Here is a 21,876-nt window from a genome sequence, read left to right as displayed (position 1 = left end):
TTATTTAATAATAAAGTTATTTCTTTTTTTATTTAATACTACTGCGCTCTTCTTTATATTAAATGCTTATATTAAAAAAATGTGCACAAGCTTTGATGTAATTATCGATACTGAAAAACTCGTAGATACCTTCAGAAAAACAGGTAAGGGCGAGCTTATAGTAAGGTCAACTGTATCACCCGGAAAATCGCGCATGCGGCCGACTGACCTTGTTCCTGTTATCCGTAAGATTGACGATGAATATTATATGGATACAATGCGCTGGGGATTTAAGCTGCAGATAGGACCTATGGTAAACTCACGCATCGAAGAAATTACCTCTGGCAAAGCAGCCGATTACTGGCAGTCGCTTTTAAAGGAGAATCCGTGCTTATTTGTAATGAGCGGATATCACGAGTGGAAAAATGTTGTTATAGATACCTTCACTCCAAAAACAGGAAAGCCCACAAAGAAAAAAATAAAACAGCCTCACAGGTTTACAATCAAAGAAAAAGATACATTCTTCTGCGCAGGATATTACAGGAAGGAAGGAAATGATTTCGCCTGTACGCTTATAACTACAGTCGGTAACATGCTTACAAATATTGTCCATGATAAAGGCCGAATGCCTGTTATTTTGGATCTGGAAGTCGGCCTGCAATTTTTAGAAGCCTCGCTTGAAGAGAGAATTGCCCTATGCCAAACCTACCCGCCCGATAAAATGAACTCCGAACCAACTACGTTGGAGTAAAATTATAATTTCATTCATTTACCGCCCATTTCAAGTAAAATGCAAAAAATGGATCTGAAATAAATAGTTTACTATTTTCATTATCCCAATCAATAACAGGTTCACCTTTTATCTCCTTTTTTGCAATTTCATCCATTTTTTTCAATACTCTCGTTATTTCATGTCTCTGAGGTGCACTTTCTGAATCATCTAAAACTTTTCTCATAGAACTTCTTAAGTCTTCATAAACAATTTCAGTTTTTGGGCCAGTTGCAGCAATTGCATGTAAAGTTGCAGTATAAATATCAACTTGTTGACCATTTTTTAATTTTCTTTTCATTCTATCTGTCCTTTGTCGAGGTCCAACTGCTAGACGATCGAAAGCTGTTTTTGACGCAATTGTGTCAACAATTTCTTTGAAAAATTTTTCATCAGTTGTTTTAGTTAATTCCTTAGTTGGTCCAACAACTGTTGAAGTTATTCCGTTATTAATACAAATATAATAACAGAATTCTTGCATTAAATGAGGACTTCCAAAACTTTCAGTTGCTAATAATTCCACTTCCGTTGGTTTGCAATAAACATTTAAAGATTTGAAACCTTTATTTGCAATATCTTTAAGCTCAGTTTCGTTCCAAAAAGGAATCTGAAGTTGAGCTACGCGTCCAGTCATCTCAGACTCAGCTCGTGTAGAATCTTCTGCTCTATGAGGGACAGCTAAAACCATAACTTTTAGACCATTAAAAATTGGTTGCTTCAGAGCTCTTATTATTTGAATTTGAATTTTAGAATCTATATAATGAAAATCATCTATTAGTAGAGCCCTTTTTTGTTCAAGTAGTTCTTTTAATGCCAATAGTTTGACATTAGTAACTTTGGTAGAGGTTTTAGAAATACCAGTAGTTGTACTTTCTTTTTCTCCTTTCTTCAAATCTATTTTAATTACTCCTACATTTAATCCACCTCCCGTTCCGGCTGAATCTTCCGTTGTAGAATTAGAATTTTGCGTGGAAGAAGAATATATTTCTGCATCAATATCATGAAGTATTGCTTCCCAAAAATCATCTTCACTTGTAATTGATCCACCAGATATTTTTATTAAATTCTGATTAGAAAATAATTTCGAACAAAGAACAGTCTTACCAGTTTTAGTTGGTCCAGTAACAGATATAAGTTTATTACCAATATCAAAAAAATCAGTCAACTTTCTTTCTAATTGTAAATCTTCTCTAGGATTATAAGTAACAGTAGGTAACCCCCCAGCTATAAATATTTCATTAACTTTCATTTCTATTTGAATTTTTACTAAAGTTAATTAATTAATTATTATCTAAAAATACTTTATGTTACACCAAAATATAAATAATACTTCGAACCCCTCTAATACGATAACTGAAACGGTACCTTGATTGTGAAGACTATATTTCTGCCGATGTTGTTGGCGTAGAATGTCTGCCCGTCGTAAACGGCGGTGAGAGTTTTTATGCGCGACATGAAATCTATGTATGTCTTATCCAGCAGGTTGTTGCAGGCAATCGTCATATTAAAAAGCTCCTTCTCAAAACTTAGGTCGCAGCCGAAGCCGAGGTTCAGCAGAGTGTATCCGGGAAGGGAAGTTTCATTTTCGCCGAGCCGCGTTTTTTCAAGAGCAGTATTTGCAGAGAGCTCGAAGTAGGGATTATAAAAAAACTTCCAGTTCTTCAGCTCGATATGAGCGCTTGCAGAAAATTTATCGGAGGGAATGAGAGGAAGATTCACTCCGTCGCTGCGCTTTGCAATAACGGTTGAGTAAGTCCCGCGAAGCGAAAGCCAGTCAGCGGGGTTTACAACAAGGTCAGCCTCAAAACCCTTAAGCGTTGCATCTTCCTGATAGTATCTGTAAACGGGATAGCCGCGGTAAGTATCGGTGGTAAGCCCGAGGTAAATATAATTATTTATGCTGTTGTTGTAGGCGGAGAAATCCAGCGAGACGTACTTGCTATCGATAACAAATCCGATATCGCCCTCCACACTTTGCTCATTCTTAAAATCTTTGTTGCCGATCTCATACTGGAACGTGCCTTCGTGCAGACCGTTGGAAGTAAGCTCGGCAAGGTTTGGCGCGCGGAAGCCTGTAGAGAGATTTGCCTTAACAAGAAAATTTTTATTGAAGCGGTAAGTTGCGCCTGCAGAGCCGTTGACTGAGTTGTAATTTAAATCCAGCGGCGGAAAATAATTTGCGGAATCCAAAACTCCGTACTCAGTTGTTTTGACTTTGAATAAATCGAAGCGTCCGCCTGCCTCGAAACCGAATTTATTTTTCTGATATTTTAAAATACTTGTGAGCGAGCCCGAGCTTACATCTGCATCGGGGATAAGTCTGCGCTGTCCGTTATTTTTATTTGACTGGATGAACTCCTGCGTGCCGACGGTTATATCAAAATCTTTTTTGAAAGTGTAGTTCCAGCTTGCATCAAGCGAGGCAGTATTGAGAACCATATCGAGATTGCCGAACTGCAGGCTATCGGGAAGAAATCGCTCATCGTTGCCTTCGCGCTCAACGCGCTGATTGTAAGTGTAGCCGAGATTTACTTTGAACTTGGACCTATCTGCATTGAAGGTGTTCTGCAAAACCATGTTGTGGACTTTCAGCTGGTGATGCGCGCCGTTAAAACTTCTATCGAAGCGTGTTTCTTTTGTGTTGCGAAACTCTTTCTGGAAGTCACGCTGCTCAAGGATTCCATAGGTATAATTTGTATATGCATAGTTCAGGTTGCCGACCCATATTCCTTTATTTGTGCCGAGCGAAGTTTTCATTGTGTATCCACCGAAGCGTGTCGAGGGCATTCTGTCTCCGCTGCCGTCTATGTAATCGCCGTGAGTTTCACCGCCGAAGCGGACAAGCCAGTTGAATTTTTCTTCCGCGCCTTTGAGTCCGATATCTGCTAGTATTCCGATGGTGTTTGAAAAATATTTTAAGTTGAGGTCTGCAAGATTTGTACCTACTGCAGCGGGATGCTCATCGGTGATGCTGACGACTCCGCCGATTGCTTCGGGACCGTAAAGAAGACTGCGGGGACCTTTGATGACTTCGATGTTATCGATGCCGTCGCTGCTGAGAACGAGTCCGTGCTCATCCTGCCATTGCTGGTTGTCAAATCGAATGCCGTTAATCATTATGCCGATGCGGTTGCCGTAGAGTCCGCGGATGACGGGCTTGGAAACACCTGTACCGGTGGATAGCTCCCATACTCCCGGAATGCGGGCAACTGCTTCGGAGATGTTCATTGAGCCCATTCGCTGGAGGTCGCGCGAATTTATTTTATCAGCCTGGTACGGCTTATCGGGATTTGTTTCGTTGACGATGATATCTTCCGTGGTGAATTCATTTGGCAACAGAGTGATTTGCAGCGGCGCTGTTATTTTATCAGTTTCTATTGTAAGGGTATAGCTTCTATATCCTTGCAGTGAAAACTGTAATTGCACGAACGTGCCGGGCAAATCGGAGATGCTGAATACACCTGAGCTATCGGTTGAGATTGTTTTTTTTAAATCGGCGATGTAGACTTTTGCATGAATGAGTTTTTCATTTGTGATAGCATCTGATACAGTACCTGTAACTTTGTATTGAGCGTATGAGTTGAGACAGAAGAATAACGCTATGATTGTGAGAAGTGTTTTCATCGTTTCGATTTTAAAAGAGAGAGTCCGCAGAAGCGGACTCTCTTAATATAAATTAAAATTAATTTTACAATATTATTTCATTAGGCCGAAGTAGAAAGATACACCGGCATAAACGTTAACTGAGCTTACTGTTCTGGCAGGGAAGTAATTGCCGTCTTCTGTGTGCTCCATATCGCCGAGGTCGATTTCGTTTGGTCCGATTTCTGATGGATCATCTGCGCCTTTTCCTAATGGATTAATGAAGTGATATTTAACTCCAAGAATTGCGCCGACTGTTCTGCTTAAACGGAAGTCTGCGCCTGCATCTAAGATAACGCCGATTCTTGTTTCTGATTTCATATCCATAGGTCCGCTTCTTTGCGCGCCCTTTACATAAACTGACTGACCGAATTCGAATTTACCGCTGAAGAAGTTAGCTGCAAGACCTAAGCCGACGTAAGGATTTACTTTTTGAGTCGGAGCAAATGCCCATTCGCCGCCTAAAGCAATAGACATAACGTTAACTTTTGGTTTGAAGTTAACAGCAACACCTGCTTGTCCTTGGGCAGGTCTTAATAAAGCAGTTACATCGTTGCTGAACATATTGTATGTTGCGCCGAGAGTTACTCTGAAGTTTCCTCTTGTACCTAATGCTAATTTACCGTCAGCACCAAAATTTATTAATTGTTTTGTATAGTATGGAAAGTAATCAGCATCTGCTCTAGAATCTGTAGGAACGTCCTGTTTGAAATTGCCTGTCGGCATACCGTAACCGCCTGTTACATGAAGTGTTACTTTTGGAACAGGAAGCATTTGCGAATATGATTGTGATGCTGCAAATAAAATTATTACTGCTAATAAAATTGTAATCTTTTTCATTGTCTGAAATTTTTAAATTTAAAATTATTTTGAATGTCTTTATCCATAATAGAACTATAAAGCTTCAGTAAGACCGAAACTTATTCTTATGGATATAAAATTATTAACTACTAACTATTAATTATTAATTAAAAAACGGGCGGCGCTCTGTCTTTCAGGCATGAGAAAAAATTGTTTTGAATTGTATGTGTAGATGTAAAAGAAATGATTCCGATAAATTGAAAATCAACATTAGCATCAAGCGGGGCATCAAGAATAGTAGAATCAATTGTGTTATCCAGTACGGCTGCAACAGAAGAAATTTCGTCCTTCTCAATTGCCATTTCAGTCTGTAAATCTATTGTTACTACAAGGTACGTGATAAAAGCTAAAGCTAATATCAGATTTTGTTGAAATGAATTTCCCTTCAGCAGTGGTATCCGGTTAAAAATATTTTTTATTTTACTTAACACCAGCATTTTTATTGAATCAATAAAATAATTTTGCCAAGGGGATATAATACAAAAAAACTTTTACAGTTGTAAAGGAAGATTAGAATTATTGTATAAGATAAAATCGTTAAAAAACACTTTGAAAGCAATTCAGATTAATATGTGAAAACTATAAATTCCTGTTTAAATTTCATAAATATACTCTCTGCATTTAAAAATATTTTCAAATCCGTGATGTAAATAAAAACTGTGCGCATAGGAATCAGTATCAACCTGTAAAGTTACTGTCGGAATTTTATTTTCCTTTGCATAATCCGACACAAACTTAATAATTTTTGTACTAATACCTTTTTCCCTGAACTCCGGAATTGTTGCAAGCATGTTTATTCCAATTATATTTTCATATATAATACTTAATGCCGCACCAGTAGGTTTATCGTTGTAATAAGCAGTCAGATATAAATGATTTGGATTCTTAAAATTCATTAAGTTTTTCTTTCTCAGCCATTCAAGTTTTTTCTGATATTCAGGTGAGCTGCCATAAAATCCTTCTGTCTGTGCAATTGTAAAGTCTTCAAGTTCTTCAGCTGAGCTTGCAATTTTTACCACTATGTCCTTATTGGTATGGGGACCCGGAATATATACTTTCAAAGTCATAAAAGTTATTGACCTTAGGAGTTTTCTATGAGGTAAATTTAAATCTGCGGTAACCCAATCAGGTAAACAAATTTTAAATTCATCAGGAACTTCGTAACATTTTTCCAGGGAAGAAGGGAAGGCAAGCTTGTATCTTGCATCGTCACTATCAATGTATTCGATTCCATCAACCGATTTTTTACTCCCTCTGTGAGTTGAAAGAAATTCAATACGATGCTGCAGCAGTAACTCTTTATTCATTAAAATTTTACAAAATCTGTTAATATAAAATTAAACTTTTTTACATCAAGAGCAAGCCTAAGATTTACTATCTTTCAAAATTATCTATATGCTTTGTCACAAAATTTATTTTATAATCATCTTCCGGTTTAGGTATCAGCCCCCAGGTACTCATATAATTTCCCGCAGCTCTGCATCCTCCATATATTATATCAACATGGACTGTAAATATTTTCTGATTCATATTCTTATCTGAAAAATACCGGAATCTTGCATGACAATCGCTTCCATGATAGCTGAATAAAACTAAAGTATTTTTTGAAAAATCTATCTCATCAAATCTGAATGGTGATGTTGACCGGGTTGTATCTATAAATTTTTTGGCGTCTGCTCCTGATTTAAAAACAAGTATATCTCCATTATTCAAATAATAAAATTTAGTATGGCTTTCTCCCATAAGCATGAGATTAGTATCCTGAGTTCTGTAGTTAAGAAATGAATTTCCGCCTTCGATTTGAGAAGAGGCAGTATGAGTAATTGATGCTATGATTAAGAGGGTAATGATGTAAATTTTTATAACCATAATTCAGATTTTTTCTTTTTAATGCTTTACATATTTGAAAGTTCCAACATAGTTTAGAATACTGCTGTTTTCACAATAATAATATTATCTCGAGATAATACTATAATCATTGAAGATATTTACGGTTTCATTTATGTTTTAGAAACTAACCACTTTTAACAAACTAAACCGAGGCAAATGTTATGAAAAATTTCTTACTGATATTTTCAACGATAACATTTTTTCTAACTGTTTCTGCAGTTCGTTCACAGGAAATAAGAAGTGAAGTTTATAACCCGCCATTACCTTATCATTCAAATGTGGACTGGGGAAATGATTACACAGTTTCCACAACTGAGCCTTTGGGTAAAGTCACAGGAGTTTATAGAAATTCGAACAATACAATTTATACAGCTATTCCCGATACAAGTATAATTCCGGGAAAAAGCATTGTTGTGCTTGCTTCCTCCAATAACGGAGCAAACTGGGCTGTGACGGGTTCTATATCTCCCTCTAATGTAATCAATAAAATAAAAATGGTAGGCAGAGCTGACAGCGATTCAATTTTTTGTTTCTTTCAGCTTGGAAGTCTGGTTTATTGCTGGAATGTTATAACTAATAATCTTAATCAGTTTACCACATACACAAATGTAAATAACTTTGATGCATGTATTTCGTCGACTAACAGTTTGTATCTTATAATTGATTTGAATACAAATAATGAAGTGAGGTTTTTCGGTTCAGCAAACAGCGGCGCTTCATGGGGAGGCGCAGTATTTTTAAGCAATACAGCTGCAAACCCTAATATTTATATGTCAGGTACAGGAGACACTTGTTTGATTTCTTATTTTGGCGTTGCCATTATTCCCGATACAACGGCGGGCGCAGTCAGAACAGTTAGATACAGAGAATCAGCACCCGGTACATTAACAGTCGTCGGAGGATTTTTAACTACGATTCCCGCAGGTACACAAAAGCCGCAAGTTAAGGGAGTTATCAATGGCGGCAAAGCCTGGTTATTTTTTTCCGGAGGAACTCCCGGTTTTTATGAAATGTACTGTATGCAAAGCAATGATAACGGAGCAACTTTCGGAGCATCTTTTACAATCGGCTCTTCAACGGGCAGATCAAATTTCTGGTTTGATGCTACACATTACAAACTCGGCGCAGGAGGAGTTGATTTAGTTTATCGTTCAGATAGCACTGCTGCTTTTCCTCAGACAAATCAAAGTACGAAATTAGTTTATACACTGGCAAATAATAATAATCCTTCAACTTTTACAACGCCGATACAGATAAGTCAGCATATACCGGCTGTTGGATTTGCATTTTATACTCCTTCAATAATTGAATATTACAATACAGCCGGAGATCTGGGAGTTACATGGGTTGGACTAAACGGAACAGCGCGCAATGTTTTTTATGACAGATACGCTGCAGTTACACATGTTTCGAATAACGGAAACTCAGTGGCCGATAAGTTTATTCTTGAGCAGAATTATCCGAATCCTTTTAATCCTACGACAAATATAAATTTTACTTTGCCTAAGGATGCAAATGTGACTCTTACGGTATTTGATATAGCAGGGAAGGAAGTTGCAAGATTATTGAATGGTGAATTAAAAACCGCAAACAGTTACTCAGTTAATTTTAATGCAATGAATTTGCCTTCGGGAGTTTATTTCTATAAACTTGAATCGGAAAATTTTGTTGACAGCAAGAAAATGATTCTTGTAAAATAATACTTTTAAATAATCAGATTTAGCAGAAGCCCGATGGAATTTCCACCGGGCTTTTTAATTTATTAAAAACATTTTCCGATATTTTTCCTTTAATTCAAATTCCAAATTCATTTTATTTAGAATATGTAAATATTATTTTTAAGGCTTAAACTAAATCCCCGGATGTTATTTATAAGAACAGCTGTAATTTTTTTACTGTTAATTTTCTTTTATTATATTTCGCCGAATCAAAATAATTCACAAACTCCAAATCCTGATAACTTTCCTGTCGGGTTCTGCGATGAAAAATCAAGCGAATCATTTGAAGCATTAAATTTTGTAAATGATTCCCGCGCATATCCGTATGCAGATATTCCATCGGATAAATATACCGTCGAATACGAGAAATCAAAAAATATACCTTCCTTAACTTCCAATACAGATGCCTCTAATACATGGACTAATATAGGACCCGAAAATATCGGCGGAAGAATGCTGTGCATTACAATTAATCCTGCTGATACATCAATACTCTGGGCAGGTTCTGCAGGCGGCGGATTATGGAAAAGCACGAACGGTGGACTTGGAACAACTGCCTGGGTAAATGTGCCGACAGGATTTCAGACAGTCGGCGTAAGCGCAGTTATACTGGATTCAGCAAATACAAATTTAATGTTCATAGGCACAGGAGAAGTTTATGGCTATACGGCAGCATTGAACGGACTCAGCACGAGAACAACACGCGGCAGTTATGGAATAGGAATTTTAAAATCGACTAATGGCGGAGTTAACTGGACGAAGTCATTGGACTGGACCTATGCGCAGAACAGGGGAGTTGCAGATTTGGTTTTCAATCCAAGAAACTCCAACACAGTTTATGCGGCAACATCGGAAGGGATTTACAAAACTATAGATGGCGGAAGCAGCTGGAGTCAGGTTTTTACAGGCCAGATGGTTATGGATATTGAAATAGACAGAATAGATACAAATATTATCTATGCAGGAGTAGGAAACTTATCAAGCTCAACTCAGGGAATTTACCAATCCACAAACAGCGGCGCAAACTGGACTGAGCTTACAAACGGACTTCCCGGTACAAACACAGGAAGGGTAACTCTCTCATCTTACTATCTCAATCATAATATTGTTTACGCTGTAATAGGAAGCAGAACATCTTCTGCAGGAACTGTTGGTATTTATAAAACAACAGACCAGGGAGCGACATGGACACAGACTTCCGGCGGAACTCCCGATATGCTTGAAGACCAGGGTTGGTACGCTGCAGGTGTGAAGATAAAAGATAACGATTCTTCGCAAATGCTTTTCAGCGGAGTAAATTTTTATAAGTCAACAAATTCAGGTGTTACAATCACACAAAAGAGCAGCACAAATACAAGCGCGGCAAATTATATTCATGTTGACCATCATCAGATAATTTCAAATCCTTACGATGCAAATAAAATTTACGTAGCTACTGACGGTGGAATATACAGGTCGTTTGATTTCGGAGAAAATTATACAAGGTGCAATAATAAATTAGTGACGGCCCAGTTCTATGGAGGATTTTCGAATTCGGCAACGGATTCAACTCTTGCCATAGGAGGATTGCAGGATAACGGTATTGCAAGATACGATGGAAGCAATAGCTGGTACAGACCTTCGGGCGGAGACGGAACGTATTGCAGTATAAATCCGCTGAATAATAATTCGATTATTATGGGAGATAAATATATGGAAGTAAATTACTCTTCGAATAAAGGCGCGCAGAATACGATGACGACTACATTTACTTCAAATAGTGTAAATGCGAATTTCATTTCGCCGATTGTCAGAAGTCCTTCGGATACAGGAGTAGTTTATGCGGGTGCGAAGAAAATATTTAAGTCAACTAACGGCGGTATTAGTTTTGATTCACTTGCAGCGGCATTAGACGGCAATAAGATTTTATCTATAGCAGTATCAAAGACAAGTTCAGATACATTATATGCGGCAACAGTTCCAAACTCCGGCGGTGCGAATCAGATGGGATTTTTTAAAAGTACGAACGGAAGTACAAGCTGGACTAATATTACTACAGGATTGCCAAACAGGTATCCAAACAAAATTGCAGTTGATCCATTGGATAGCAGAATTGTTTATGCTGCGTTCGGAGGGTTTGGTACTTCTCATGTTTACAAAACAACTGACGGTGGAAGCAGCTGGAGCGATATAAACGGAACATTGCCCGACGTGCCGGTGCAGTCAATAGTTGTTGACCCTTCAATATCGCATAATGTTTATCTTGGAAATGATTTAGGAATTTATATCAGCACAAATTCAGGAACGACGTGGTCATCTTTCAGCGACGGAATGCCAGAAGCAGCAATGGTCTTTGATTTAAGTATTTCGCCTGCGAATAATTCAATAAGGGCTGCAACGCACGGCAGAGGAGTTTATGAAAGAAAACTTTGGCCTGATACTCCGTTGCCGGTTGAATTAGTTTCGTTTTATTCATTAGTGGAAAGGAATTCAGTAACACTAAAATGGAAGACATCAGGAGAAGTAAATAATAAAGAGTTTATCATTGAAAGAAAAAATATCGATGGACAATGGAGTAGTATAGGAAAGGTTAACGGCAACGGGACTGTTCAGAATGAGAAAAATTATTCATTCACGGATAAGAATATTAAAGCAGGAAAATATTCATACAGATTGAAGCAGACAGACCTTAACGGGAATTATAGATATTATGAATTAAGTAATGAAGTTGTAATTGGTGTGCCGCAGAAATTTGAATTACTGCAGAACTATCCAAATCCATTCAATCCTTCTACAAAGATTAATTTTAATTTGCCTAAAGAAGGAAGAGTAACATTGAGAGTTTTTGATATGAACGGTAAAGAAGTTATGAGCTTGATTGAAAATAAAATTTTATCTGCTGACTATCATTCAGTTGAAATGCCGGGGGCAAATCTTTCATCAGGCATTTATTTCTACAGACTGGAAACGCCGGATTTCGTTCAAAGCAAAAAAATGGTACTGATAAAGTAAAATTATAGTATGTAAAGTTTCATCAAAGCCCTGCAGAAGAAATTTTGCAGGGCTTTTTGTTTTTACAGGAAAAATTGAGTAATTGAACAGTGAAATGCAAACAAGTAAGTTTTGGTATGGATATCTCAAAAAAATATTTATTTGAGTATTATTTATCACTACAAAATGATTGCATTAAGGAGCTTTGGAAGATAAAGAAAAATTTCAAACGAAGGGATATCCATAATTTCAGAGTGTGTGTAAAGAAAATTAATGCGTTTAAATCATTGCTCAATTTTTTTAAGTACGGTGAAAAATTTGATAATGAACTGTTAAGAAAGCTATATAACTCGGCAGGAAAACTAAGAACAAACACTCTTTTGAAAACTGAATTAAGAGCTTTAAAGATATCTGATAAACATCTAAACGAATATTTTAAAACTCAAAGCAAAAAACTAGCAGAGAAATTAGAGTATCAGATTTCTTCATACTCAGTGGGACTGAAGACTATTTTCAAAGAAGAAAAAACTAAACTGGAATTTCTTTTAAATGAATCAGGAAATATTGAAAATCTTTCATTCAAATACCTGAATAATTTATTCAAAAAAATATCTGAGTTTGAGATTACAAATGAAAAGAAAAAATCACCTTTGCATGATTTAAGAAAACTTATGAAGGAAGCGGGTTATAATTATGATTTAATCTGCGATGCATTTTATTTTTTGAAAGATGAAGTGATTATGCGGCAAATTGATAACCTTAACAAAATTCTGGGTGCATGGCATGACCTTACAATCTTTAACAAGTTCATACACAAAAATAATTTTAAAAATTCTGATAGAATCTTACAACAGTTGAATAATGATGTAACAAAGAGTGAAAACCTTATTTACTCAGCTTTGCAAAATTTCATAAAAAACTTACAGGAACTAAATTTTTAAATATTATGTAGTATCCTTTGTGGGAATTTAGATGTATTATTTGATGTACTTTTTATTAAATAAACTCTAAATCATGAAAAGCAATAAAACAGTACTTACAATTCTTCTCCTGACAATTCTATCGATAAATTCTTATGCTCAAGACAGAAAAGTTTCATTCAGTGCAGGAGTAAATCTTCCCGTCGGGGGGTTCAGTGATATTTATAAAGCAGGACCATCTGCGCAAATCGGATTCGTATTTTTATCGCTTCCTTTAATTCCATTAGATTTATCTGTTAATGCAGAATACAATTCTTTCGGGTACAAGAATTCTTATTTTACTGATCAGTTCAAAACAAATCTTGGCGCAACAGCAAGCGGATTTACACCTGACTGGATGGCATCAGATTTTTCAATAATGTTTGGAGGCAGATTAAAACTTCCGGGATTAATAGTAAATCCTTACGGAGAAGCGCAGGTCGGAGTTCATTTTATGAATTTCAATCAAAGGCTTACAGGTCAGATAAATGCATCCAGTTCGGACCCCTCAAATATTTCATTGGCAGGCGCAACGGAGTCAGTTAGTGAAACAGGTGTCGGTACTTCATTTGGTGTCGGTACAGAAATTTCAATTATACCTAAGCTTACGATTGATATCGGAGTTAAATATAACTATGCAGGTATAACTTATTCGAAAGGATATACAGTTTTCAGAAACAATAATTCACAGTATACATCACCTGAAATGAAAAATGCTTCATTTATTACAACGAGAGCCGGAATAATGATTAGTTTTTAAAATGAAATCAAAATGCCCTTTGAACTTAATCAAAGGGCATCTTTTGTAATTATTTTACAAGTATCATCTTTTTTACTTCAGCGTAATTATTTGTTATCAATCTGTAATAATAAATTCCCGAAGGATGATTAGCGGCAGAAAACTCAACTTCATACGTACCGGTTCTTAAAATTTTATCAACAAGTGTTTCTACAAGCTGCCCCAATGAATTGTAAACTTCCAGCCGCATATCTGCTGTAGGGGAAGCAACTTCAAATCTTATTTTAGTTCCGGGATTAAAAGGGTTTGGATAATTCTGTTCCAGGTAAAATTTTGCAGGAATCTCATTTGAAATTACATTTATACCGGTTGTGCTATCTCTGGAAAATTTGAGAATTTTCTGACCTACGGCGTATCCTAAAGTGTCGTTAATAAATCTGAACCGGTTCATTCTTGCACCGATATTATCGGCAAACCAGTTATCACCTCCGTTAGTAGTTTTATAAGTCATTGGTCCGCCGCCCAGCCAGCCGGTATTTTCATTAATAAACCCTATTCCTTCCTGATTATATCCTGATACAAATGGTTTCTCTATCCAGTTAACTCCGCCGTTAGTTGTTTTTAAAAACTGGTTATCACTTATCCAGCTTTCCAATGAAATATAAGCAGTATTTCTTGTCGGGAAAGATATTTTCCAGCCCCATTCCTGACTGCGGACAGTGCGGTGTCTTTCAACCCAGGTTTCACCTCCGTCTGAAGTAAACAACACTACTGCATTCATATCAGGCCATATACCGCCCGTACCGCCAACTACAAAACCGGAATCAGCAGAAAAAAAATGAATATCAACTAAGCCTGTAGCATACTGAGACATATCTTTTACAGTCCAGTTAACTCCTCCGTTAGTCGTTTTATAAAATCTTGAAGGACCGCAATACCTTCCGCATCCGTAAACAATATTTTTATTAATGACGCTTAACCCGCAAACATTATTTGTATCGGTAATTGGAGTAACAAGCGAAGGAAACCAGTTTGCTCCTCCGTTTGTAGTTCTAATAATAGGTACGTTATCTCTTGAAAGCATTCCGATCCACCCGTTCAACGAATCAGCAAAACCGATGCACCGGTAATAGATAGAGGAGCTGTCGGACTGATCACTCCAGCTTTTACCTCCATTTGTTGTTTTAAAAATGTGATGATGGTCGCCTCCGAATTGATCACTATAGTTAGTGATTGTCCAGCCTGTGTTTGCGTTGATAAAGCAGATATCTTCCAGACGGGTGGGGGATACAAATCCGGCCGGTAAAACTCTCCAGCGAAGTTGTTGGGCGAGGGTAAAATCTGTGGTAAGGGTGAAAATGCTCATGAGGGTAAGCATAAAGCAGAAGAGAGATTTCATTTCTGTAATTAGTGTTATGAAATATTGTCTGCCGCAAGGTAAAACAATATTTCATAAATAAAAACATAAATCTTTAAACAGTATTGAAATTATAATATATAAGATATTTGTAGGTGCAAAGTAAGTGTGCAAGTAATAATATGGGGAGCGGTTGCTGGAGTACAAACGCTGACAAATGAATTAATCAGGTACTTTGTTCAAATGTTTCTTCTTATCTGAAAGTATATCTAAAATAAGAGTGAAATATTGCATTCCGTACTGTGGATTTTTGCTGTAAGCTGAAATAGTATTCTTTTCCATAGCTTTTTTGATTTCATGTATTCTGAAATCAATATAAGTAGATAGAACGGAATTGCCTGCTAATTCAATTTTGCAGTTTTCTAATTTCTTAAGTAAAGTAGATAAGCTTACTTCGTCAAGCTGAAACTCTAAAGCCGTTTTGCCTGATTCAGATTCTATAACATTTTCTGAATAATAAGTTAAGGAATCTTGGGTGATTTCCAGAAGGAAATCCAGTGTGGATAAATCTAAGAGCTCTTTTTCCATTTCGATGAAATTTGGAAATACGTTATTACAAAAAGAGCTGGGGTAAATCTAGGACTGGTTTTGTAATTAAATTTGTTATTTTATTTGTCCTTTACTGCGGGTATGAAGGATATAACTGACAGGGGAGAAGAAAAATAGTACAATAGCTTTAGAACTTTAATGAGTAAGTAATTTTTGGTATCACTACAATAATATATGGCATAAAAAGGAAAGAAGCAAGTGGTTTCTTTTAGCGAATTGTAAAAAAAAAGCCGTCAGAAGGAAGTCCTGACGGCTTTAAAAATTTCTTAATACCCCTACTAATTTATCACTAATAAAAATCCTGCAACAGCTAAAATAACTGCGCAGAACACAACAAATACAAATGTTGTAACTCCAGAAATGCTTCTTGCGAGCATTTTTCCCCCTGTTTTATTTATGTAAAAGAACCTGCTTATACAAAACTACAATATCTAAAATTAAAATGAAAGGATTTATTTTGCAGGAATAATTTAACTAGCGTGATTTTTTTGTTGAATTGTGCACTGTTTCTAATTAAATAATTAAACAGGTGTTTGAATTTTTCGTAATGTAGTAATTGTACTTCTTATTTCAATTTTTAATTTTAAAACAATTAAAAACTGTAATATTTTAAAAGAAAGATAGTTAATATACTTATTTTGGTTTAGCCGGGATATTAATTTTTCAGTAACTTTTATAGATAAAATATCTTAAATTCAGGGTTCAAATCAAAGAATATTTTATGTCAATCATTAAAGAATTCAAGGCATTCGCAATGCGTGGTAATGTTCTGGATCTTGCCATCGGTGTTATTATCGGCGCAGCTTTTGGGAAAATAGTTTCGGCATTTGTAGATAAAATCATTATGCCTCCTATCGGAATTTTACTCGGAAAAGTAAATTTCGTCGATTTGAAATTTGTACTTCAAAAAGCTGTAATGGAAGGTGATAAAGTAGTTTCCCCGGAAGTTGCTATCGGTTATGGAGCATTTGCTCAGTCTATTATAGATTTTGTAATTATTGCATTCTGTATTTTTATAGTGATAAAAATTTATCAGGCAGCAGTGAAAAAAGAAGAGGCAGCACCTCCTCCTCCTCCTGCGCCTCCTACAAAAGAACAAATGTTATTAACTGAGATACGTGATTTATTAAAAGAAAATAAAGCGAAATAATAGATAGAATTGGACTAAATTATATATTTTTCCCTGATATTATTGGTATGGTAATTGCTTTAAAAGTAGTAAGATAAATCCGCTCACTTAATTTTTTACATGAAAAAAATTTTTACCCTTCTCATATTTCTCATATCTTTCAAAGCTGCATTCAGCGGCGGAGCGGGCACAAAATTCCAGATGTATGTTCCTCCCGTTAATGAAAATAACAACAGACCTGTATGTCTTGTAATTACGGCATTCACTGATTCAACTTCAGTTGTACTTACAGATGACGGTTCGGATGGAGATACAGACGACTCATGGTCAGGAATATTAATGAGAGGTCAGTCATACGTCTGCTATATGAAAGACGGTGCAGTTAATGATGATGCAGGCGGAAAGTGGGACGGAGATTATTTTCTTGTATCATCAAATAAGCCGGTTATTGTATATCAGCAGGTGAATTCCGACTGGGAACATGACTTCCTTCCTTCCGATAACGGAACAATGACTGGAAATACTTTTTTTGTATATGTAAATACTTCACCATTTTCAAATCGTGATATAAACGTTTTTACATATTTTGACAGTACAAATGTAAGAATAAATGATATATCAGTTTCAGGAATGAATAACACAGGGCTAACTTCGGTAAATCCTTTGCCTAATAATAATCTTCTCGTTAACACCAATCTCAATATTAACCAGGACTTGATTTATACTTCTTCGACAGGAAGAAATTTACTGAATAACGGAAAGAGTTATATGATAACAACTTCCAAGCCGGTTACAGTTCAGTATGGAGCGTTGACTACGAATTCACGTGAAGCAGGAGCATACGTTCCCGGAAGAACGGGAAGCACAGTTGATTCTCTTTTTTATTTCAATATTCCCTCTGATTATAAAAAGGAGCAGGAACTGAGAATAGCTTCTTATTCAAATAATGTCACACTTCAGGTTGAATGGCTTAATAACGGAAATAATTGGGTGCAGCTTCAGAGTTATAATTTAAATCAGTTTCAGGTCGGTAATTTTCTTGATAACGGAAACCAGAACGAGCATAAATTCCGCGCTTATACAAACGGCGGAAAAGTTTCTATTTTCGAAGGAAATTATCTACAAAGTTCGTACGGAGCTACAACGGCAGATATTTATTCTTATGCTGCATCAGACAGAGGTATAAATGCAGGGCAAAATTTAGTAGTGTATCTTCCATATCCGAATAAAATTGATAACTGCGTTATTCCGGGTACTAATCAAAAATATACAACGCTTTCCGCAGACGGATTGTTCACACATCTTTTTATTTATGCAAACTATGATAACTCAGAAGTAAGAATCCGTGATAATAATTTAAGCGGACTAGTAGATACAACAATAAATCTCTCAGCAGGAAAGTATTATGATTTTAAGGTAAACAAAGCAAAGTACAATCAGCTTAATAACGGAGCGACAACAATTCCTTATATGAGAGTTACTTCTACGCAGCCGATAGTTGTGGCAACTTGCAACTGGTCAGGTGACTGGATGTGTTTTGCAAATGACATGATAGCGGATAATGTTAATGTGATTAATAACACCAGCAAAGCAGAAGTAAATTCAAATGACACGATATCATATTTTGCATATTTAACAAACAGGGCAGGAGTAGCTCTAAACGGAGCAAACGTTACAGTTACATTGCCGGATGGATTAGATTATCAGTCGTCAGTGCTTACCAGCAACACTCAGGGAAATTTAGGTTCTGGGACTTACACAGCAGGTACAACTCAAAGCACTGTGAAATGGAGCGGATTTAGTTTTTCTACATCCGATACCTTGAAAATAAAAATTATAGCAAAGGGTGAGCTGAATTATTATAACGGAAATCCTATTCCGAATAATACTTCAGTTACTGTTTCCACTTTATTAAAAGGAAATGCTTTAGCTGACACATTATCTGCTCAGAATTCAGCATCCATATCAATAAAGAATTCAAATCCGAATACACAAATAAATAATTATATACTGGCATTTGAAGATATAAAAAACAGCGCATGGAATGACTGGGACGTGAACGATTTTGTCGCAAGCATGAAGCAGACAATTGTAACTGACTTAAGCTTAAACATAACAAAGATAACTTACGACTACGAAACGCTGGCACGCGGCTCATCATTCGACCATATCTTTAAGCACAAAGTAAATCTAACAGGAAGCACAACGACATCGTTAACAGTTTACGATACACTCGGAAATACAATTCCTGCATTAAGTTTTAGTAATCAGGCAAATACAGGTGCGTTTACTACAACAATTTTTCCATCAAGCAAAGCAGCATTGCCGCCTGCGGGGGGATTGTTCAGCACTAATACGAGTCCTTTGCAGGTTGGAGTGAAAAAAGGATATAAGGCGAAATTAGAAATTACTGTAAACAATACAAGCAATCCATTGAGTGGATTTACAACGGGAAAATCTGACCCATATATAATAACATCAGTCGGCGGTGAAATACATATAGCCTCTCTGGCAGGTCCGTCAGGCAATACACAGAATTTAGATAATACAAATTTAATCGGTCAACCATTATACGGATATTATTTGGACTTAGGATATCAGAATCCCAGCACATACAAATGGCCGCTTGAAGGTCCCGCTTATCCTATATGGGTAGCGTATCCAAGATTTACATCGTACATAACATCGAACAAAACTTTAAACACTGACTGGTACAATTTCCCTGATACATCAAAGGTCTGGAATAAGCATATAGTAACCACTGATGAAATGAGTTTTACTTCAACTGCAAAAAACAGATTTGAGGGAAATAAAGGATTGGGAAAAAGAATTTTTCAGGACTCCATTGCAAAGTTCTTTGCGTCACCGAAATATTATGATCTGGACGGAGACGGGATTCAGGAAGTCATCATCGGTGCTATGGATAAGAGGATGTATGCGTTCAAAAGCAACGGTGAAATTATGCAGGGATTTCCGTTCCCGACTGACGGAATAATCCGTTCAACAGCGGCAATAGATACTGTCAATGGAAAGAAAGTAATTGTGTTCGGCTCAGACGACGGAAATTTGTTTGCGATAGACAACAACGGAAATTTATTGAAAGGATTTCCTTTCTATACTGGCGGCGCAATAAAATCTTCACCTGTAATTGCTGATATATACAATGACGGAAGCAAAGAGATAATAGTATTTTCAGGAAATGGGAATATTTCAGTGGTGGGATTTGACGGAGCGATGAAGAATGGCTTTCCCGTAAAAGTACAAAAAACTCAGGATGCATACGGCAACTTAGTAATCTTATCTTCACCTGCAATCGGTGATATAGATAATGACGGCTCAAAAGAAATTGTTATTGGAACATCGGACAGCACGTTGAATGTAGTAAGAGCGGACGGAACGATTCAGTCAGGTTTTCCTGTAAGATTAGATAACGTTGTTTATTCTTCGCCCGTAATTTCAAAACTCAACGGAAACAGTTACGAAATTGTAGCAGCATCAAGCGGCGGCTATTTATATTTAATAAAACCGAACGGAACTATTATTACAAGGCGTCAGCTATCGCAGGGATTTATTTCCTCCCCTGTAATTGCAGATATGAACAGAGATTCAACAAAGGAAATTATAATAGCAGGAACAGACGGAAATATTTTATCAATCAATCCAAGTGAAGCGCTTGAAGTTAACTGGAATATGCAGACTGTTACAGAGTTTGATTCGAGCCCTGTAATAGCGGATGTAAACGGAGACGGATTCATGGAAGCAGTTTATTGCGGAATGAACGGAGCAGTCTTTGTTATTAATAAAGACGGTGTAATGGATTTGAATACAACAAATCTGTTCGGGCTATTCGGCGGATGGATAGTCTCTTCTCCTGCTATTGGAGATTTAGACGCAAACGGAAAATTAGATATCACTATTGCATCATTTGATGAAACGATTAAAACATATGAGCTCCCTGATACAAAGGCAAGTTCAGTTATTCAATGGCAATTCTTCGGAAAGGATTTAACTAATACAAGATTTGACGGTACGAACAACAATGTAAATCCTGCAGGAAATCAGTTAGGACAGATTTTTAATTATCCAAATCCTGTAAAAGAATCTACAACATTGATAAGAGCAGAGCTTCCTACGGAAACTCAGGATATAAAATTACAGATTTATGATTTAGGCGGGCAGTTAGTGAAGACTGCAACATTCAAAGAGTTTGCCCGCAACGGATTTTATTATGACTACAGATGGAATTTGCAAAATGAAAGAGGAGTGGAAGTCGCTAACGGCGCATATATATACATCATTAAAGCAAAGGTCGGCGGCATTGAATATACAAAGAGCCAAAAGATGGGAGTAGTAAGATGAAAAAGATAATAATTTTAATCTTACTGGTACTGACCGGAAAAGTATTCTCACAAAGTGGTGAGGGAGGTGAAGTTGGCGCATTTATGAAAAATGGTTTCGGCGCTAGAGCGACATCATTGGGCAATTCATTCACTGCAATTTCAAATGACGCTTCGGCAATATTTTACAATCCTGCAGGACTTTCATCTGAAAATAAATTGCAGGTGCTTGGAATGTATTCAAACTTATTCGGAAGCATCGACGGAATGAACTATGGTAATCTGGGAGTTTCAAAAGGATTTGAGTTCGGTACTATGGGAATGGGAGTAATTTACTCTTCTGTTTCAGATATTCCTTATGTAGAAAATGTATCGGGGCCATCTGGTGAAGTTTTCTCAGATAACGAATTGGCAATTCTCTTATCGTATTCAAAAATTGTTACAGAGAATTTACAGATAGGTGTTACAGGAAAATATATAAGACACTCAATTGCAGGCTTTGAAGCATCGGGTGTAGGATTCGATGTCGGGTTATTGACAGTAGTTAATGAAAAATTCAGAATGGGACTTATGATTCAGGATGCTATCGGCGCAAACATAAAACTGAACGGAAGAGAAGATACATATATTAGCAAGTTTAAATTAGGTGCTGCGTATTCTCCTATATCAGTATTAACAATCTCCCCTGAAATAATGGTTACGGGAAATAAGAAATTACAATTTTCTATAGGGAGTGAATATGATATTTACAAAAATATGATTAAATTGAGGGGCGGTTATAATTCAGTTCAGGACGCGCCTTCATTCGGAGTAGGATTAAAATACTCACAGATAAATTTAGATTACAGCTACAGCCGCAACGGTGACCTTGGCAATGTCAGCAAGTTCGGTTTTATATTAGATTTTTAAAATAGTTT

At 36.6% G+C, this 21,876-nt stretch carries 16 protein-coding genes; 8 read left to right on the top strand and 8 right to left on the bottom strand.

The annotated features are described in order from the left end of the window. The first annotated feature begins 79 nt into the window (after positions 1-79). A complete protein-coding gene (locus JST55_13485) occupies positions 80-730 on the top strand; it encodes an SOS response-associated peptidase family protein (GenBank protein ID MBS1494522.1) in 651 nt (216 codons plus the stop codon). Between the two features lie 10 nt (positions 731-740). On the opposite strand, the gene JST55_13480 is transcribed toward JST55_13485, so the two are convergent. The 6 genes from JST55_13480 to JST55_13455 form a co-directional block, all read right to left on the bottom strand. Next, a complete protein-coding gene (locus JST55_13480) occupies positions 741-1,997 on the bottom strand; it encodes a hypothetical protein (GenBank protein ID MBS1494521.1) in 1,257 nt (418 codons plus the stop codon). A 92-nt stretch (positions 1,998-2,089) separates the two neighbouring features. After that, complete coding sequence (locus JST55_13475) at positions 2,090-4,372, bottom strand: TonB-dependent receptor (GenBank protein MBS1494520.1); 2,283 nt, start codon at positions 4,370-4,372, stop codon at positions 2,090-2,092. Between the two features lie 72 nt (positions 4,373-4,444). After that, entirely contained in the window at positions 4,445-5,230 is a 786-nt protein-coding gene (locus JST55_13470; GenBank protein ID MBS1494519.1) for a hypothetical protein, read from the bottom strand. A gap of 128 nt (positions 5,231-5,358) precedes the next feature. Next, complete coding sequence (locus JST55_13465) at positions 5,359-5,688, bottom strand: hypothetical protein (GenBank protein MBS1494518.1); 330 nt, start codon at positions 5,686-5,688, stop codon at positions 5,359-5,361. A gap of 156 nt (positions 5,689-5,844) precedes the next feature. Beyond that, positions 5,845-6,558 carry a GNAT family N-acetyltransferase gene (locus JST55_13460; GenBank protein ID MBS1494517.1) on the bottom strand — a complete coding sequence of 238 codons (714 nt, stop codon included), beginning with the start codon at positions 6,556-6,558 and terminating at the stop codon, positions 5,845-5,847. Positions 6,559-6,625: 67 nt separating this feature from the next. After that, positions 6,626-7,120 (bottom strand): hypothetical protein, encoded by a 495-nt coding sequence (locus JST55_13455; GenBank protein ID MBS1494516.1) that lies wholly within the window; start codon positions 7,118-7,120, stop codon positions 6,626-6,628. A 182-nt stretch (positions 7,121-7,302) separates the two neighbouring features. Between JST55_13455 and JST55_13450 the strand changes: the two genes are divergently transcribed. From JST55_13450 to JST55_13435, 4 genes are all read left to right on the top strand, one after another. Next, the gene (locus tag JST55_13450; protein MBS1494515.1) at positions 7,303-8,841 is read left to right on the top strand and encodes a T9SS type A sorting domain-containing protein; all 1,539 of its coding nucleotides are present in this window, start codon (positions 7,303-7,305) and stop codon (positions 8,839-8,841) included. Positions 8,842-9,003: 162 nt separating this feature from the next. Continuing rightward, complete coding sequence (locus JST55_13445; GenBank protein ID MBS1494514.1) at positions 9,004-11,850, top strand: T9SS type A sorting domain-containing protein; 2,847 nt, start codon at positions 9,004-9,006, stop codon at positions 11,848-11,850. A gap of 116 nt (positions 11,851-11,966) precedes the next feature. After that, entirely contained in the window at positions 11,967-12,770 is an 804-nt protein-coding gene (locus tag JST55_13440) for a CHAD domain-containing protein (GenBank protein MBS1494513.1), read from the top strand. 73 nt (positions 12,771-12,843) lie between these two features. Continuing rightward, a complete protein-coding gene (locus JST55_13435; GenBank protein MBS1494512.1) occupies positions 12,844-13,548 on the top strand; it encodes an outer membrane beta-barrel protein in 705 nt (234 codons plus the stop codon). A 49-nt stretch (positions 13,549-13,597) separates the two neighbouring features. On the opposite strand, the gene JST55_13430 is transcribed toward JST55_13435, so the two are convergent. After that, positions 13,598-14,926: a T9SS type A sorting domain-containing protein gene (locus tag JST55_13430; protein ID MBS1494511.1), complete on the bottom strand. Its 1,329-nt coding sequence runs from the start codon at positions 14,924-14,926 to the stop codon at positions 13,598-13,600. Positions 14,927-15,106: 180 nt separating this feature from the next. Continuing rightward, positions 15,107-15,472 (bottom strand): hypothetical protein, encoded by a 366-nt coding sequence (locus JST55_13425; protein MBS1494510.1) that lies wholly within the window; start codon positions 15,470-15,472, stop codon positions 15,107-15,109. A 742-nt stretch (positions 15,473-16,214) separates the two neighbouring features. Between JST55_13425 and mscL the strand changes: the two genes are divergently transcribed. From mscL to JST55_13410, 3 genes are all read left to right on the top strand, one after another. Beyond that, the gene (mscL, locus tag JST55_13420; protein ID MBS1494509.1) at positions 16,215-16,643 is read left to right on the top strand and encodes a large-conductance mechanosensitive channel protein MscL; all 429 of its coding nucleotides are present in this window, start codon (positions 16,215-16,217) and stop codon (positions 16,641-16,643) included. Positions 16,644-16,742: 99 nt separating this feature from the next. Beyond that, positions 16,743-20,981 (top strand): LruC domain-containing protein, encoded by a 4,239-nt coding sequence (locus tag JST55_13415; GenBank protein MBS1494508.1) that lies wholly within the window; start codon positions 16,743-16,745, stop codon positions 20,979-20,981. Further along, a complete protein-coding gene (locus JST55_13410) occupies positions 20,978-21,868 on the top strand; it encodes a PorV/PorQ family protein (protein ID MBS1494507.1) in 891 nt (296 codons plus the stop codon). Before JST55_13415 ends, JST55_13410 begins: the two co-directional genes overlap by 4 nt. Positions 21,869-21,876 lie beyond the last annotated feature (8 nt).

It is taken from the genome of Bacteroidota bacterium, from assembly GCA_018266835.1.
GTDB lineage: Bacteria > Bacteroidota > Ignavibacteria > Tepidaquicellales > Tepidaquicellaceae > JAFDZO01.
This window is presented reverse-complemented; position numbering and strand designations above follow the sequence as displayed.